The organism is Bacillus sp. 2CMS4F (genome assembly GCF_023161785.1).
In the GTDB taxonomy this organism is placed as follows: Bacteria; Bacillota; Bacilli; order Bacillales; family Bacillaceae; genus Bacillus; species Bacillus halotolerans.
The window spans coordinates 64160-80235 of record NZ_JALNTO010000011.1 but is presented as its reverse complement, the minus strand read 5'-3'; the positions used below and the strand labels follow the sequence as shown (position 1 = coordinate 80235).

At 47.2% G+C, this 16076-nt stretch carries 14 protein-coding genes; 13 read left to right on the top strand and 1 reads right to left on the bottom strand.

From position 1 onward, the window contains the following. The first annotated feature begins 24 nt into the window (after positions 1–24). From MTN95_RS15370 to prpB, 5 genes are read left to right on the top strand one after another with little or no spacing between them, the layout of a single operon-like run. A complete protein-coding gene (locus tag MTN95_RS15370) occupies positions 25–891 on the top strand; it encodes a 3-hydroxybutyryl-CoA dehydrogenase (RefSeq protein WP_202853074.1) in 867 nt (288 codons plus the stop codon). A gap of 28 nt (positions 892–919) precedes the next feature. Next, positions 920–2059, top strand: a complete 1140-nt coding sequence (locus tag MTN95_RS15365) for an acyl-CoA dehydrogenase (protein ID WP_024121994.1) — start codon at positions 920–922, stop codon at positions 2057–2059. 31 nt (positions 2060–2090) lie between these two features. Next, positions 2091–3215, top strand: a complete 1125-nt coding sequence (gene mmgD, locus MTN95_RS15360; RefSeq protein WP_248338847.1) for a citrate synthase — start codon at positions 2091–2093, stop codon at positions 3213–3215. A gap of 14 nt (positions 3216–3229) precedes the next feature. Further along, complete coding sequence (locus MTN95_RS15355) at positions 3230–4648, top strand: bifunctional 2-methylcitrate dehydratase/aconitate hydratase (RefSeq protein ID WP_248338844.1); 1419 nt, start codon at positions 3230–3232, stop codon at positions 4646–4648. A 16-nt stretch (positions 4649–4664) separates the two neighbouring features. Continuing rightward, positions 4665–5570: a methylisocitrate lyase gene (prpB, locus tag MTN95_RS15350; RefSeq protein WP_248338841.1), complete on the top strand. Its 906-nt coding sequence runs from the start codon at positions 4665–4667 to the stop codon at positions 5568–5570. Between the two features lie 35 nt (positions 5571–5605). Here prpB and MTN95_RS15345 read toward each other — a convergent pair whose 3' ends face one another. After that, complete coding sequence (locus tag MTN95_RS15345; protein ID WP_024121990.1) at positions 5606–5848, bottom strand: DUF2627 domain-containing protein; 243 nt, start codon at positions 5846–5848, stop codon at positions 5606–5608. Positions 5849–5999: 151 nt separating this feature from the next. Here MTN95_RS15345 and MTN95_RS15340 point away from each other — a divergent pair, with 151 nt between their 5' ends. The 8 genes from MTN95_RS15340 (at position 6000) to MTN95_RS15305 (ending at position 16059) form a co-directional block, all read left to right on the top strand. Continuing rightward, positions 6000–8078 (top strand): sigma-54 interaction domain-containing protein, encoded by a 2079-nt coding sequence (locus MTN95_RS15340; RefSeq protein ID WP_095713248.1) that lies wholly within the window; start codon positions 6000–6002, stop codon positions 8076–8078. A gap of 124 nt (positions 8079–8202) precedes the next feature. Continuing rightward, positions 8203–9102 carry a phosphate butyryltransferase gene (yqiS, locus tag MTN95_RS15335; RefSeq protein WP_248338839.1) on the top strand — a complete coding sequence of 300 codons (900 nt, stop codon included), beginning with the start codon at positions 8203–8205 and terminating at the stop codon, positions 9100–9102. Positions 9103–9113: 11 nt separating this feature from the next. Further along, complete coding sequence (gene bcd / locus MTN95_RS15330; protein ID WP_248338837.1) at positions 9114–10208, top strand: Leu/Phe/Val dehydrogenase; 1095 nt, start codon at positions 9114–9116, stop codon at positions 10206–10208. Positions 10209–10231: 23 nt separating this feature from the next. Next, entirely contained in the window at positions 10232–11317 is a 1086-nt protein-coding gene (gene buk / locus MTN95_RS15325) for a butyrate kinase (protein ID WP_248338835.1), read from the top strand. A 19-nt stretch (positions 11318–11336) separates the two neighbouring features. Then, the gene (lpdA, locus tag MTN95_RS15320; RefSeq protein ID WP_248338833.1) at positions 11337–12761 is read left to right on the top strand and encodes a dihydrolipoyl dehydrogenase; all 1425 of its coding nucleotides are present in this window, start codon (positions 11337–11339) and stop codon (positions 12759–12761) included. Between the two features lie 21 nt (positions 12762–12782). Then, positions 12783–13775: a 3-methyl-2-oxobutanoate dehydrogenase subunit alpha gene (gene bfmBAA, locus MTN95_RS15315; protein WP_024121984.1), complete on the top strand. Its 993-nt coding sequence runs from the start codon at positions 12783–12785 to the stop codon at positions 13773–13775. A gap of 13 nt (positions 13776–13788) precedes the next feature. Next, entirely contained in the window at positions 13789–14772 is a 984-nt protein-coding gene (gene bfmBAB, locus MTN95_RS15310) for an alpha-ketoacid dehydrogenase subunit beta (protein ID WP_248338831.1), read from the top strand. Positions 14773–14793: 21 nt separating this feature from the next. Beyond that, positions 14794–16059 (top strand): dihydrolipoamide acetyltransferase family protein, encoded by a 1266-nt coding sequence (locus tag MTN95_RS15305; RefSeq protein ID WP_248338829.1) that lies wholly within the window; start codon positions 14794–14796, stop codon positions 16057–16059. The last annotated feature ends 17 nt before the right edge of the window (positions 16060–16076 follow it).

The window sequence follows — 16076 nt, the reverse complement described above, 5'->3', positions numbered from 1 at the left end:
ACATTGACGGAGAAGGGGATTTGAATGGAAATCAAACATATCATGGTAGCCGGCGCCGGACAGATGGGAAGCGGAATTGCTCAATCAGCGGCTGAAGCCGGCTTTTATGTGCGACTGTATGATTTGAATCCGGAGGCAGCGGAAACTGGGTTTCAGCACATAAAAAAGCATTTGAACCGCGCTGCTGAAAGAGGAAGAAAGACGGAAGCTGAAGTGAAGGCTGTTATCAGCCGTATTTCGCTTTCCCCCGCGCTGGAGGAGGCGCAGCATGCGGATGTTGTGATTGAAGCAATTGCAGAAAGCCTGACGGCAAAAACTAAATTGTTCAAAAACCTTGATCATATTTGCCCGGCTCATACGCTTTTGGCCAGCAATACATCTTCCTTGCCTATAACAGAAATTGCAGCTGTCACAAATCGTCCAGAACATGTCATTGGCATGCATTTTATGAACCCCGTCCCTGTTATGAAACTGGTTGAGGTTATTCGCGGCCTGGCGACATCAGATGAAACGGCATCAACCATTACGGCATTAGCAGAAAAAATGGGGAAAACACCGGTGGAAGTCAATGATTTTCCCGGATTTGTCTCCAACCGTGTGCTTCTGCCAATGATTAATGAAGCCATCTATTGTCTTTATGAGGGGGTAGCTGAGCCAGACGCAATAGACCAGGTCATGAAGCTTGGCATGAATCACCCGATGGGTCCGCTTAAATTAGCTGATTTTATCGGGCTGGACACGTGTTTGTCGATTATGGAAGTCCTTCACTCCGGGCTTGGAGACTCCAAGTACCGTCCTTGCCCGCTGCTTCGTAAGTACGTCAAAGCAGGGTGGCTCGGCAAAAAGAGCGGACGCGGCTTTTATCATTACGGCGAGGAGAAGAATACCTGAAGTCAATTCCAATCCGGGGGTGGCCGAGTTGCATTTAACCCAAGAGCAAGTCATGATGCGAAAGATGGTGCGTGATTTTGCCCGAAAAGAAATTGCTCCTGCTGCGGAGGTCATGGAGAAAACAGATGAATTTCCATTTCAGCTAATGAAGAAAATGGGTGAACACGGCTTGATGGGAATACCAGTGCCGGAACAATATGGCGGCGCTGGAGCGGACGTTGTTTCTTATATTTTGGCCATTCATGAGATTTCTAAAATCAGCGCGGCGGTCGGTGTCATTCTTTCGGTTCATTCCTCAGTGGGCACAAATCCGATTTTGTACTTCGGAAACGAAGAGCAAAAAGTGAAATATATACCGAAACTCGCCTCAGGCAACTATTTGGGTGCATTTGCGCTGACTGAGCCTTACTCTGGATCGGATGCCGGAAGCCTTCGCACCACAGCAATCAAAAAGAACGGCAAATATATTTTAAACGGATCGAAAATTTTCATAACAAACGGCGGTGCCGCTGACCTCTATATTACGTTTGCTTTAACTGCTCCAGGCCAAAACAGGAGCGGGATTTCGGCTTTTATTGTTGAAAAGAACACACCGGGTTTTACAGTCGGCAAAAAAGAAAGAAAGCTGGGGCTTCACGGGTCCAATACAACAGAGCTGATATTTGAAAATGCGGAAGTGCCGGAAGAGAATTTGCTGGGCGAAGAGGGCGATGGATTTAAAATTGCGATGGCGAATCTGAATGTGGGGCGCATCGGCATTGCAGCACAAGCGCTGGGAATCGCAGAGGCTGCCCTAGAATATGCGGTTGCTTACGCGAAACAGCGTGTCCAATTCAACAGGCCTATCGCAGCCAATCAAGGCATATCGTTTAAGCTCGCCGATATGGCGACAAGAGCAGAGGCGGCAAGGCACCTTGTCTATCATGCGGCAGATCTCCATAACCGCGGCCTGGCCTGCGGAAAGGAAGCGTCCATGGCTAAACAATTTGCTTCCGATTCAGCGGTGAAGGCTGCACTTGAGGCAGTCCAGATTTATGGAGGATATGGTTATATGAAGGATTATCCGGTCGAACGGCTGCTTAGGGATGCAAAGGTAACACAAATTTATGAAGGTACAAATGAAATTCAAAGACTCATTATTTCCAAGCACCTGCTTGGCGCAATTTGACAGATCATAACGCAAAGCGGAGGTTGAGAATATGGATGGTAAACAGCATTTTTCTCCAGGTCTGGACGGGGTCGTCGCGGCAGAAACGGATATTTCTTTTCTTGACACACAGTACAGCCAGATATTGATTCGAGGCTATGATTTAATTGATCTTTCAAAAACCAAAAGCTATCTAGAACTGGTGCATCTATTGCTGGAGGGGAGGCTGCCGGATGAAATTGAAACGGAAACGGTCAAAAGGAAGGTCAACAGCGCTTCAAACCTGCCGTCTGACCTTGTCCGTCTTCTTGAGCTGCTGCCTGAACATACTCATCCGATGGATAGTCTGCGAACCGGGGTATCGGCTCTTGCCGGCTACGACCGCCAAATTGACGATCGGTCGCCTTCTGCAAACAAGGAGCGCGCCTATCAGCTTTTAGGGAAAATGCCTGCTCTCACAGCAAGCAGCTATAGAAAGATAAATAAAGGAAAACCGATTCCCCCGCTTCAGCACCTATCCTACAGCGCGAATTTCTTATACATGATGACAGGGAAAATACCGTCCGCATTGGAAGAGCGGATCTTTGACCGTTCACTCATTCTGTACAGTGAGCATGAGATGCCGAATTCAACCTTTACGGCCAGGGTGATTGCTTCAACACAATCGGATCTTTATGGCGCATTGACAGGAGCTGTAGCTTCTTTGAAGGGGAATCTTCATGGAGGCGCAAACGAAGCGGTCATGTATATGCTTTTGGAGGCTAAAACAAAGCCTGATTTTGAACAAATCCTGTTATCAAAACTGAGAAAAAAAGAAAAAATCATGGGCTTCGGCCACCGGGTGTACATGAAAAAAATGGACCCGAGAGCGCTTATGATGAAAGAAGCGCTTCAGCAATTATGCGATCAAGCCGGAGATCACCGTTTATACGAAATGTGTGAATCAGGGGAGCAGCTGATGGAGCGGGAAAAAGGGCTTTATCCGAATTTGGATTATTACGCCGCTCCGGTGTATTGGATGCTTGGCATACCAATTCCATTGTATACACCTGTCTTTTTCAGTGCGAGAACGGCAGGCTTATGCGCACATGTGATTGAACAGCATACCAATAACCGCTTGTTCCGCCCGCGTGTCCGCTATACCGGCCCGCGATATGAGAACAAATCCAAATCATGAAAGGAATGGGTCGAATGCTGAAAACGGATCATGTCATTGAAGAAATAACAGACTATGTGTTTGAGAAAGAGATTACGAGTTCAGAAGTGTTTACAACGGCAGGTCACGTTTTGCTGGATACACTCGGCTGCGGGATTTTAGCGCTCCGCTATCCCGAATGCACCAAGCTGCTCGGCCCGATTGTCCCCGGAACCATTGTGCCAAACGGAAGCAGAGTGCCGGGAACGTCATATGTTCTTGATCCTGTACGGGCGGCATTTAACATAGGGTGTATGATCCGCTGGCTTGATTACAACGATACGTGGCTTGCGGCGGAGTGGGGGCATCCATCAGATAACTTGGGGGGCATTCTTGCGGCGGCTGATTATGTATCAAGAGTGAGGCTGTCTGAAGGAAAAGAGCCATTAACGGTTCGCGACGTCCTTGAAGCGATGATCAAGGCTCACGAAATTCAAGGTGTGCTGGCTTTAGAAAACAGCTTAAACCGAGTCGGGCTTGACCATGTATTGTTTGTCAAGGTGGCAACGACGGCTGTAGCCGCAAAGCTGCTGGGCGGAGGAAGGGAAGAAATCAATCATGCGCTTTCGAATGCTTGGATTGACAATGCAGCCTTGCGGACATACCGGCATGCGCCTAATACAGGCTCGCGCAAATCGTGGGCCGCAGGAGATGCAACCAGCAGGGGCGTTCATCTCGCACTGATGGCGTTAAAAGGGGAAATGGGTTACCCGACAGCTTTGACCGCTCCGGGCTGGGGCTTTCAAGACGTATTATTCAACAAGAAAGAGATCAAGCTCGCCCGCCCGCTTGACGCTTATGTCATGGAAAATGTGTTGTTCAAAGTCTCTTATCCTGCGGAATTCCACGCCCAGACAGCGGCAGAATGTGCCGTCATTCTTCATCCGCATGTCAAAGACCGTATCGATGAAATTGACCGTGTTGTTATCAAAACGCATGAATCAGCTATTCGCATCATTGATAAAAAAGGCCCGCTGCATAATCCCGCGGATCGGGATCATTGTCTGCAATACATCACAGCAATTGGTTTAATATTCGGTGATATCACTGCACAGCATTATGAGGCTGATACGGCAAGTGATCCAAGAATAGATAAACTTCGAGAAAAAATGGAAGTGACTGAAAACAAAGCATATACGGAAGATTATCTCAAACCAGATAAACGCTCCATTTCAAATGCCGTTCAGATTCATTTTAAAGACGGAACGAGTACAGAGATGGTTGAATGTGAATTTCCGCTGGGCCATCGTTTTCGAAGAGGCGAGGCTGTGCCAAAATTGTTAGAAAAGTTTTCTGCGAATCTCAAAACCCATTTTTCTGAGAAGCAGCAAAAACATATTTACAATCGCTGCACCAGCTCTGAAACATTACAAACCATGCGCGTAAACGATTTTGTCGATATGTTCTGTATGTAAAAGGAGGATTTGTATCATGTCTTGGATCGTCAATAAGCAATCGTCACAAGAAGAGCTTGCTGAACGCTTCCGCAAGCTGATGTGTGCGCCGGAAATATTGCAAATTCCCGGCGCTCATGACGGGATGGCCGCCTTGCTTGCGAAGGAGGCCGGTTTTTCTGCCTTATACTTATCTGGTGCGGCTTATACGGCCAGCAGGGGGCTGCCTGATCTCGGAATTGTTACGTCGGCAGAAATGGCCGAACGGGCAAAAGATCTCGTGCGCGCAGCAGACCTGCCTTTGCTTGTTGATATCGATACGGGCTTTGGCGGGGTATTAAACGCGGCCCGCACCGCCCGTGAGATGCTGGAAGCAAGGGCGGCAGCTGTGCAAATAGAGGACCAGCAGCTTCCGAAAAAATGCGGGCATTTGAATGGCAAACAGCTTGTCCCGGCTCAGGAATTGGCGCAAAAAATAAAAGCCATTAAACAAGCGGCACCATCACTTGTGATTGTTGCCCGTACAGATGCAAGAGCGCAGGAAGGACTTGAATCCGCAATAAAACGCGCTTCGGCATACATTGAGGCGGGAGCGGACGCAATTTTCCCGGAAGCGCTTCAAACGGAAAACGAATTTCGGCAGTTTGCTGAACAGATCCCTGTCCCGCTTCTTGCCAATATGACTGAGTTTGGGAAAACGCCGTATTATCATGCAGATGAATTTGCTGCTATGGGGTTTCAGATGGTGATCTATCCGGTCACCTCGCTCAGAGCTGCGGCAAAGGCTTGTAAACGGATGTTTAGCTTGATAAGGGAGCGCGGATCGCAAAAAGAAGGGCTTGATGATATGCAGACGCGTAAGGAGCTGTATGAAACGATTTCTTATTATGATTATGAAGCGCTGGACAAAACGATTGCCAAGACCGTCTTGCCTGATAAATAATGCGAACAAAAAAGCCGGAGCATTCTCCGGCTTTTTTACATCTTTTGTTTTCTGAATCGCGGACTGACTTGATTGCGTTTTCTGTCTCTGTACAAGATGAACCCGGCCAGCACATACAGGCCGAAAACGAAAAAGATTAATCCTGATAAACCTTGGAGCCAAAGAGAAGAAAATGGCTTTACCGTATGGCCGAAAAGCATGTCTCTCATCAGTTTAATGCCTAAAGCAGAAATGGCGCCGGGGAGCACTAAAATCAAAAGCGCAAGAAGTCGGCTCATGTTCAGAAAACCCCTTTATTTTTCATTTCCTTTATTGTCCAGCGGAAAAAATATTTTGTCAAGAGAAGAAAACGTGGTAACATAGGGTTGTGCAAATTATTGCAACGGAAAAAACAGGTATGCAAATTTTTTCATACAAAGGGGTATCGGGATGCAGAAGGTACTGATCGTAGGTGCCGGTAAAAGGGGAACGGCGTTATTACAAATTCTCATTAAAACAGCCATCATAGACATTATTGCCGTGGTTGACAAAAACCCCGAAGCGCCGGGATTAAAAGAAGCAAAACATTATGGAATTGCCGTTTCATCTGATTGGAAACCATACATACAACAAAAGCCGGATATCGTCATTCATACAACGGGTGATCAAGCTGTACTTGACGAACTCCTTCAGGAAAAACATGAGCAGACCATTGTTATGCCGGGAAAGATGGCTTACATTGTGTTTCAGCTTATGGAAGAAAAACAGCAGCTGATTCAAATGCTAAAAGAACAAACATACAAACATGACCGAATCTTTAATTCCACCCACGACGGAATGATTTTTATTGATATCAATGAAGAGATCATTCTGTTTAATCATATGGCTGAAAATATGGTGGGAAAACAACGTGAGGAAGTCATTGGACGCCCGATCAAAGAAGTCATCCCGAGCACAAAGATGCCTCGGATTTTAAAAACGAGAGAGCCTGAATACAATCAAAAACAGCTCTTGGGTGAAAATTTGCAAATTGTAACAACAAGGCTGCCGATCATTGATGAAGGCGGACGTCTGCTCGGAGCACTCAGTGTATTTAAGGATATTACAGATGCGGTCGAGCTGGCGGAGGAAGTGACAAATTTAAAACAGGTGCGCACGATGCTGGAGGCGATTATACAATCCTCCGACGAGGCGATTTCTGTCGTTGATGAAAACGGCATTGGCCTGTTGATCAATAAAGCATACACAAAAATGACTGGGCTTTCTGAAAAAGAAGTCATCGGCAAGCCGGCGAACACTGATATTTCTGAAGGGGAAAGCATGCATTTAAAGGTGCTTGAGACAAGACGCCCAGTGCGCGGCGTCAGAATGAAAGTCGGCCCGAATGAAAAAGAGGTCATCGTCAATGTAGCGCCGGTGATTGTGGATGGCATTTTAAAAGGCAGTGTCGGCGTGATCCATGACGTGTCAGAAATTAAAATGCTGACCGCGGAGCTTAACAGGGCCAGGCAGATTATCCGCACGCTCGAAGCGAAATATACCTTTGACGATATTATCGGCAAAAGTGAGCAAATGCTGGTTGCGCTTGAGCAGGCGAAGCTTGGAGCGAAAACGCCGGCAACGATTTTGCTGCGCGGAGAATCGGGCACGGGCAAAGAGCTGTTTGCCCATGCCATCCATAATGAAAGCGACAGGAAATACAATAAATTCATCCGCGTAAATTGCGCCGCTCTTTCAGAAAATCTTCTGGAATCAGAACTGTTTGGCTACGAGGAAGGCGCGTTTTCGGGAGCGAAGCGCGGCGGCAAGAAGGGCTTATTTGAAGAAGCCAATAACGGCAGCATTTTCTTAGACGAAATCGGCGAGCTGACGCAAAATATGCAGGCGAAACTGCTGCGCGTCCTTCAAGAAAAAGAGATCGTCAGAGTGGGAGGCACGAAGGCAATCCCTGTTAATGTGAGAATTATTGCAGCCACAAATGTAAATATCGAAAAAGCAATGGCGGATGGGACGTTCCGTGAAGATCTGTATTACCGCATCAATCGCTATCCCATCTCTATCCCCCCTTTGCGTCAGCGGATTGAAGACATTGAAGCGCTCAGTGAAAGGCTCATTCAAAAGATTAACCGCGATTACGGCCGGAATGTAAAGGGACTGACCCAGCAGGCTTTGCGGGCATTGTCGGCTTACCATTGGCCGGGGAATGTCCGCGAGCTGGAAAATGTCCTTGGACGAGCAATGATTTTTCTGAAGCCGCACATGGAATGGATTGAAAAAGAGCATTTGCCTGTATTTGAAATAGAACAAAAAGAAAACAGCGCAGAACAGGGAGCCGGTTTTGATTTTCCTGACATCGAAGGCGAAAAGCTGTCTAAGGCCGTTGAAAAATTTGAAGCGCACTTGATTCAGCAAACGCTGGAAAAGCATCATTTTAACCGTACGAAAACAGCGAAAGCCCTCGGCGTCAGCATTCGAAATTTATATTACAAAATGGATAAATACGGCCTTGCAAATGAAGGCATGCAATAATTTGCAGAATAAGCGCAAACGTCTGCACGAATTTTTCTTCGCATCCATCATGACAGCATCGCACCGAGCTGGCATAGAACTTGCATAATAAAAAGCGGAGTCGAGACAAGAAAGGTGGTAACTGATGAAGCTGAAAGATTTGATCGGCAAAGCGTCGATGTACAAAAACAAGACCATTGCGGTTGCTCATGCTGAGGATGAGGAAGTGATCCGGGCTGTGAAACTGGCAGCCGAGCATTTGTCCGTCCGTTTTTTATTAGTGGGCGACAGCAAAAAACTGAACGACCTGACATCATTCATGCAAGGGCATCAAGTGGAAATCATTCATGCCAATACGCCGGAGGAATCGGCGAAGCTAGCGGTGCGCGCTGTTCATCAAAAAAAAGCAGACGTCTTAATGAAAGGGAATGTGCCGACTTCTGTTTTGCTTAAAGCGGTATTAAACAAACAGGAAGGGCTGCGGAAATCCCGTGTCCTTTCTCATGTGGCCGTGTTTGATATTCCTGACTTTGAGAGACTGATGTTTGTGACAGATTCGGCTATGAATATTGCCCCTTCGCTGGAGGAGCTTCAGCAGATTCTTCAAAATGCTGTTCATGTCGCGCGTGCAGTAGGGAACAATATGCCAAAAGCGGCTGCCCTTGCAGCGGTAGAAACGGTAAATCCGAAGATGGAAGCGACGGTCAATGCAGCTGCTCTCGCCCAAATGTGCAAAAGAGGGCAGATTAAAGGGTGCATTGTAGATGGACCGCTTGCCTTGGATAACGCAGTATCGCAAATCGCCGCGGCTCAGAAAAAGATTTCGGGAGACGTAGCGGGCAGCGCCGATATCCTTCTTGTCCCTTCGATTGAAGCGGGGAATATTTTATATAAATCACTGATTTATTTTGCGAAAGCACACGTGGCGGCTGTCATTGCGGGGGCCAAAGCGCCGATTGCATTAACGAGCAGAGCGGATTCCGCTGAAAACAAACTGTATTCGATTGCGCTGGCATTATGCGCATCTGAAGAATACACACTTTAGGAGGAACTGATATGGAACTTTTTAAATATATGGAGCAATACGATTATGAGCAATTGGTTTTCTGCCAAGACAAACAATCAGGATTAAAGGCAATTATCGCAATTCATGATACAACACTGGGACCAGCGCTCGGCGGAACGAGAATGTGGACGTATGAAAATGAAGAAGCTGCGATTGAAGACGCACTGAGACTTGCAAGAGGCATGACCTATAAAAACGCGGCGGCAGGCTTAAACCTGGGTGGCGGAAAAACGGTTATCATCGGCGATCCGCGCAAGGATAAAAATGAAGAAATGTTCCGCGCGTTCGGCCGTTATATTCAAGGGCTTAACGGCAGATACATTACGGCTGAGGATGTCGGCACAACGGTTGAGGATATGGATATCATTCATGATGAAACAGATTTTGTCACAGGTATTTCCCCTGCATTCGGCTCTTCAGGAAATCCGTCTCCCGTTACGGCTTACGGGGTGTATAAAGGCATGAAGGCTGCCGCTAAAGCTGCATTCGGCGCGGACTCTCTTGAAGGAAAAACCATCGCTGTACAGGGTGTTGGCAACGTGGCTTACAATCTATGCCGCCACCTTCATGAAGAAGGAGCAAGCTTAATCGTTACGGATATCAACAAGCAATCAGTTGAACGTGCGGTACAAGATTTTGGTGCACGTGCAGTTGATCCAGAAGATATTTATTCTCAGAACTGCGATATTTATGCGCCGTGTGCTCTTGGTGCAACCATCAATGACGATACTATTAAGCAGCTGAAAGCTAAAGTGATTGCAGGCGCGGCTAACAATCAGCTGAAAGAAACTCGCCACGGCGATCAAATTCACGAAATAGGCATTGTTTACGCACCGGATTACGTCATCAACGCGGGTGGCGTTATCAACGTGGCGGATGAGCTTTACGGCTATAATGCGGAACGTGCACTGAAAAAGGTTGAGGGCATTTACGCTAACATTGAACGTGTCCTTGAAATTTCCCAGCGTGACGGCATTCCGACGTATTTAGCGGCTGACCGCTTGGCTGAAGAACGAATTGAACGCAATCGCCGCTCAAGAAGCCAGTTTTTGCAAAACGGCCACCATATATTAAGCAGACGCTAAGAAATTGATCTGGAGGTTTTGAAATGCTACATGATGAAAAACGCATTCTCACCATTAATCCAGGCTCAACTTCAACGAAAATCGGTGTTTTTCATAATGAACGCAGCATTTTTGAAAAAACACTGAGACACAACATAGAAGAGCTGCAGCAGTTCGACCATATTATTGACCAGTATGAGTTTCGAAAAAAGCATATCCTCGAAACGCTTCATGAACAGGGCATCAATATTTCAAAATTTGATGCTGTCTGTGCCAGAGGCGGTCTTCTCCGCCCGATAGAAGGCGGGACATATGAAGTGAATGACGACATGATTGAGGACTTGAAAAGCGGTTATGCAGGACAGCATGCCTCCAATTTAGGAGGCATTATCGCAAGAGAAATTGCTGACGGCCTCAACATTCCATCTTATATTGTAGACCCTGTTGTAGTTGACGAAATGTCAGAGCTCGCTAAAATATCAGGCATGCCGGAAATTGAACGGAAAAGCATTTTTCATGCTTTAAACCAAAAAGCTGTCGCCCGTAAGGCGGCAGCCTCTCTTGGCAAACGATATGAGAATATGAAAATGATCATTACTCATTTGGGCGGCGGCATTACAATAGGTGTACATGACCGGGGCCGGGTGGTCGATGTCAACAACGGCCTTCACGGAGAGGGGCCGTTCAGTCCTGAACGCGCAGGAACAGTGCCTGCGGGGGATCTCGTCAATTTATGTTTTTCAGGAAAATATACAAAAGAAGAAATGATGAAAAAACTGGTGGGAACCGGCGGGCTCTCCGGTTATCTCGGTACAAATGACGCTGTGAAAGTGGAACAAATGATTCAGGAGGGCGACGAAAAAGCCCGCTTACTTTTTGACGCCATGGCGTATCAGGTAGCGAAGGAAATCGGAGCAGCAAGCGCCGTATTAAAAGGCGAAGTCGAGGCCATTGTTCTGACAGGAGGTCTGGCTTACGGCAAAAGCTTTGTTTCCAGCATCAGATCATACATAGATTGGATTTCGGACGTTTTAGTATATCCGGGAGAAAACGAACTGCAATCTCTGGCACAAGGGGCGCTAAGGGTATTGCAGGGCGAAGAGCAATCCAAACAATATTGCATTGAATAGACAGACAGGAGTGAGTCAGATGGCAACTGAGTATGATGTAGTCATTCTGGGCGGCGGTACAGGCGGTTATGTCGCGGCGATCAGAGCGGCGCAGCTCGGCTTAAAAACAGCCGTTGTAGAAAAAGAAAAGCTCGGCGGAACATGCCTGCATAAAGGCTGTATTCCGAGTAAAGCGCTGCTTAGAAGCGCGGAAGTGTACCGGACAGCCCGTGAAGCCGATCAATTCGGAGTCGAAACGTCCGGCGTTTCCCTCAACTTTGAAAAGGTACAGCACCGTAAGCAGGCTGTTGTCGATAAGCTTGCAGCAGGCGTCAATCATTTAATGAAAAAAGGAAAAATCGACGTGTATGACGGATATGGGCGCATCCTCGGACCGTCTATTTTCTCTCCGCTGCCGGGAACGATTTCTGTTGAACGGGGAAATGGCGAAGAAAATGATATGCTGATCCCGAAGCAGGTCATTATAGCTACAGGTTCAAGGCCGAGAATGCTTCCGGGTCTGGAAGCGGACGGAGAGTTTGTTTTGACCTCGGATGAAGCGCTCCAAATGGAGGAGCTTCCAAAATCGATGATCATCGTCGGCGGAGGGGTCATTGGAATCGAATGGGCATCCATGCTTCATGACTTTGGCGTAAACGTAACGGTTATTGAATATGCGGACCGGATATTGCCGACTGAAGACCAGGACATTTCAAAAGAGATGCAAAGTCTTCTTGCAAAAAAAGGAATTCAGTTTGTCGCAGGAGCTAAAGTGCTACCTGATACGTTGAAAAAATCGTCAGGCGAAATCAGCATACAAGCGGAAAAAGACGGAGAAACCGTTACCTACTCTGCTGAAAAAATGCTCGTTTCCATCGGCAGACAGGCAAATATCGAAGGAATCGGTATAGAAAACACCGATATTGTCACTGAAAATGGCGTCATTTCAGTAAATGAAAGCTGCCAAACGAAGGAATCTCATATTTATGCAATCGGAGACGTAATCGGTGGCCTTCAGCTAGCTCATGTTGCATCGCATGAAGGAATCATTGCCGTTGAGCATTTTGCGGGTCTCAATCCGCATCCGCTTGAGCCAACACTTGTACCGAAGTGCATTTACTCAAGCCCTGAAGCTGCCAGTGTCGGCTTAACAGAAGATGAGGCAAAAGCGAAAGGGCATAATGTCAAGATCGGCAAGTTCCCATTTATGGCAATTGGAAAAGCGCTTGTATATGGAGAAAGCGACGGATTTGTAAAAATCGTGGCGGACCGTGAAACGGATGATATTCTCGGCGTGCATATGATAGGCCCGCATGTCACTGACATGATATCAGAGGCAGGTCTTGCAAAAGTGCTGGATGCGACGCCATGGGAGGTCGGACAAACGATCCACCCGCACCCGACGCTGTCTGAAGCGATTGGAGAAGCAGCGCTTGCTGCAGATGGCAAAGCCATTCATTTTTAAAAGCATAAAGGAGGCGCTTGAATGAGTACAAACCGACATCAAGCATTAGGGCTGACTGATCAGGAAGCCGTTGATATGTATAGAACCATGCTGTTAGCAAGAAAAATCGATGAAAGAATGTGGCTGTTAAACCGCTCTGGTAAAATCCCGTTTGTTATCTCTTGTCAAGGACAGGAAGCAGCACAAGTAGGAGCAGCTTTCGCCCTTGACCGTGAAACGGATTATGTGCTGCCTTACTATAGAGACATGGGTGTCGTGCTCGCGTTTGGCATGACTGCGAAGGACTTAATGATGTCCGGGTTTGCCAAAGCAGCAGATCCAAACTCAGGAGGCCGCCAAATGCCGGGGCATTTCGGTCAAAAGGAAAACCGGATCGTGACGGGGTCGTCTCCGGTAACAACGCAAGTGCCGCATGCAGTCGGCATTGCGCTGGCTGGACGCATGGAGAAAAAAGATATCGCGGCTTTTGTCACATTTGGAGAAGGATCTTCAAACCAAGGCGATTTCCATGAAGGGGCAAACTTTGCCGCTGTTCATAAGCTTCCGGTTATTTTTATGTGTGAAAACAACAAATACGCGATTTCGGTCCCTTACGATAAGCAAGTAGCATGTGAAAATATTTCAGATCGTGCCGTAGGCTATGGAATGCCTGGCGTAACTGTGAATGGAAACGATCCGCTCGAAGTTTATCAAGCGGTGAAAGAAGCGCGTGAACGGGCGCGCAGAGGAGAAGGCCCTACCTTAATTGAGACGATTTCTTACCGCCTGACTCCGCATTCCAGCGATGACGACGACAGCAGCTACAGAGGCCGTGAAGAAGTAGAGGAAGCGAAAAAAAGTGATCCCCTGTTTACTTATCAAGCTTACTTAAAGGAAATAGGCCTGCTGACCGAAGAGATAGAACAAACCATGCTGGACGAAATCATGGCAATCATAAACGAGGCGACAGATGAAGCGGAGAACGCTCCTTATGCAGCTCCTGAGTCAGCGCTCGATTATGTGTATGCGAAGTAGGGAGGAAGTATAAATGTCAGTAATGTCATATATTGATGCGATCAATTTGGCAATGAAAGAAGAAATGGAACGAGATTCACGTGTCTTCGTTCTTGGGGAAGATGTAGGAAAAAAAGGCGGTGTATTTAAAGCCACAGCCGGCCTGTACGAACAATTTGGAGAAGAGCGTGTCATGGATACGCCGCTTGCTGAATCAGCGATCGCCGGAGTCGGTATCGGAGCGGCTATGTACGGCATGAGGCCGATTGCTGAAATGCAGTTTGCTGATTTTATTATGCCGGCGGTAAACCAGATTATTTCTGAGGCTGCTAAAATCCGCTACCGCAGCAACAATGACTGGAGCTGCCCGATCGTTGTCAGAGCGCCGTACGGTGGCGGCGTGCACGGAGCGCTTTATCATTCTCAATCAGTCGAAGCGATTTTCGCCAATCAGCCCGGACTGAAAATTGTGATGCCTTCAACGCCATATGACGCGAAAGGACTCTTAAAAGCTGCAGTTCGTGATGAAGACCCGGTGCTGTTTTTTGAGCACAAGCGCGCGTACCGTCTGATCAAAGGAGAGGTTTCGGCAGATGATTATGTACTTCCTATCGGCAAAGCTGATGTAAAAAGGGAAGGCGATGACATCACGGTGATCACATACGGGCTTTGCGTCCACTTTGCTTTACAGGCTGCAGAACGTCTTGAAAAAGACGGCATTTCTGTACATGTGGTGGATTTAAGAACGGTATACCCGCTTGATCAAGAAGCGATCATCGAAGCCGCATCCAAAACTGGAAAGGTCCTTTTGGTCACAGAAGATACAAAAGAGGGCAGTATCATGAGTGAGGTGGCTGCCATTATATCCGAGCATTGTCTGTTCGACTTAGACGCGCCGATCAAACGGCTTGCAGGTCCTGATATTCCGGCTATGCCTTATGCGCCGACAATGGAAAAATACTTTATGCTCAACCCTGATAAAGTAGAAGCGGCGATGAGAGAATTAGCGGAGTTTTAAAGACGTAAGGAGGATACGATCATGGCAATAGAACAAATGACGATGCCGCAGCTTGGCGAAAGCGTAACAGAGGGCACGATCAGTAAATGGCTTGTCGCCCCTGGAGATAAGGTGAACAAATACGATCCGATTGCGGAAGTTATGACAGATAAGGTAAACGCGGAGGTTCCGTCCTCTTTTACCGGTACAATAACAGAGCTTGTGGGAGCAGAAGGCCAGACCCTGCAAGTCGGAGAAGTGATTTGCAAAATCGAAACAGAAGGCGCAAAGCCGGCTGAACAAAAACAAGATCAGACGGAAGCGCCAACTGACAGGCAAGCTGCTCCTGAAAGCCGCACTGAAGCAGCCAGCCAGGCCAATAAGAAACGTTTTTCTCCAGCCGTACTTCGTTTGGCCGGAGAGCACGGCATTGATCTTGAGCAAGTGACAGGAACGGGCGCCGGAGGAAGGATTACGAGAAAAGATATTCAGCGTATCATTGATTCAGGCGGCGTTTCCGAACGGACTGAGGAGCCAAAAGCAGCTGCTCCTGCACCAGTGCAAAAACAGGAGACGAAAGAAGATGTTTCTCATCCTGCTTCAGCAGCCGGTGATAAAGAAATTCCTGTCACAGCTGTTAGAAAAGCGATAGCTTCAAATATGAAACGAAGCAAAACAGAAATTCCTCACGCTTGGACGATGATGGAAGTCGATGTCACAAACATGGTGGCATACCGAAACAGTATAAAAGATTCCTTCAAGAAAACAGAAGGCTTTAATTTAACTTTTTTCGCTTTTTTCGTAAAAGCGGTCGCTCAGGCGTTAAAAGAATACCCGCAAATGAACAGCATGTGGTCGGGGGACAAAATCATTCAGAAAAAAGATATCAATATTTCAATCGCGGTTGCCACAGAAGATTCTTTATTTGTTCCGGTGATCAAAAACGCTGATGAAAAAACGATTAAAGGCATTGCGAGAGAAATTACCGACCTTGCCAAAAAGGTAAGAGACGGAAAACTGTCAGCAGACGATATGCAGGGAGGAACGTTTACCGTCAACAATACAGGTTCTTTCGGATCTGTTCAGTCGATGGGAATCATCAATTATCCTCAGGCTGCGATTCTTCAAGTGGAATCGATCGTCAAACGCCCGGTTGTCATGGATCACGGCATGATTGCAGTCAGAGATATGGTCAATCTGTGCCTGTCTTTAGATCACAGAGTGCTTGACGGCCTCGTGTGCGGAAGATTCCTGGCGCGTGTCAAAGAAATTTTAGAATCTATAGATGAGAAAACCTCTGTCTACTAAACAAACAGAAAGAGCAT

Excerpts from the sequence above, each read along its gene's own strand:
- mmgD (WP_248338847.1), top strand. The coding sequence starts at position 2,091 with ATGGATGGTAAACAGCATTTTTCTCCAGGTCTGGACGGGGTCGTCGCG.
- bfmBAA (WP_024121984.1), top strand. The coding sequence starts at position 12,783 with ATGAGTACAAACCGACATCAAGCATTAGGGCTGACTGATCAGGAAGCC.
- yqiS (WP_248338839.1), top strand. The coding sequence starts at position 8,203 with ATGAAGCTGAAAGATTTGATCGGCAAAGCGTCGATGTACAAAAACAAG.
- bfmBAB (WP_248338831.1), top strand. The coding sequence starts at position 13,789 with ATGTCAGTAATGTCATATATTGATGCGATCAATTTGGCAATGAAAGAA.
- MTN95_RS15340 (WP_095713248.1), top strand. The coding sequence starts at position 6,000 with ATGCAGAAGGTACTGATCGTAGGTGCCGGTAAAAGGGGAACGGCGTTA.
- prpB (WP_248338841.1), top strand. The coding sequence starts at position 4,665 with ATGTCTTGGATCGTCAATAAGCAATCGTCACAAGAAGAGCTTGCTGAA.
- MTN95_RS15305 (WP_248338829.1), top strand. The coding sequence starts at position 14,794 with ATGGCAATAGAACAAATGACGATGCCGCAGCTTGGCGAAAGCGTAACA.
- MTN95_RS15355 (WP_248338844.1), top strand. The coding sequence starts at position 3,230 with ATGCTGAAAACGGATCATGTCATTGAAGAAATAACAGACTATGTGTTT.
- buk (WP_248338835.1), top strand. The coding sequence starts at position 10,232 with ATGCTACATGATGAAAAACGCATTCTCACCATTAATCCAGGCTCAACT.
- bcd (WP_248338837.1), top strand. The coding sequence starts at position 9,114 with ATGGAACTTTTTAAATATATGGAGCAATACGATTATGAGCAATTGGTT.
- MTN95_RS15345 (WP_024121990.1), bottom strand. The coding sequence starts at position 5,848 with ATGAGCCGACTTCTTGCGCTTTTGATTTTAGTGCTCCCCGGCGCCATT.
- MTN95_RS15370 (WP_202853074.1), top strand. The coding sequence starts at position 25 with ATGGAAATCAAACATATCATGGTAGCCGGCGCCGGACAGATGGGAAGC.
- lpdA (WP_248338833.1), top strand. The coding sequence starts at position 11,337 with ATGGCAACTGAGTATGATGTAGTCATTCTGGGCGGCGGTACAGGCGGT.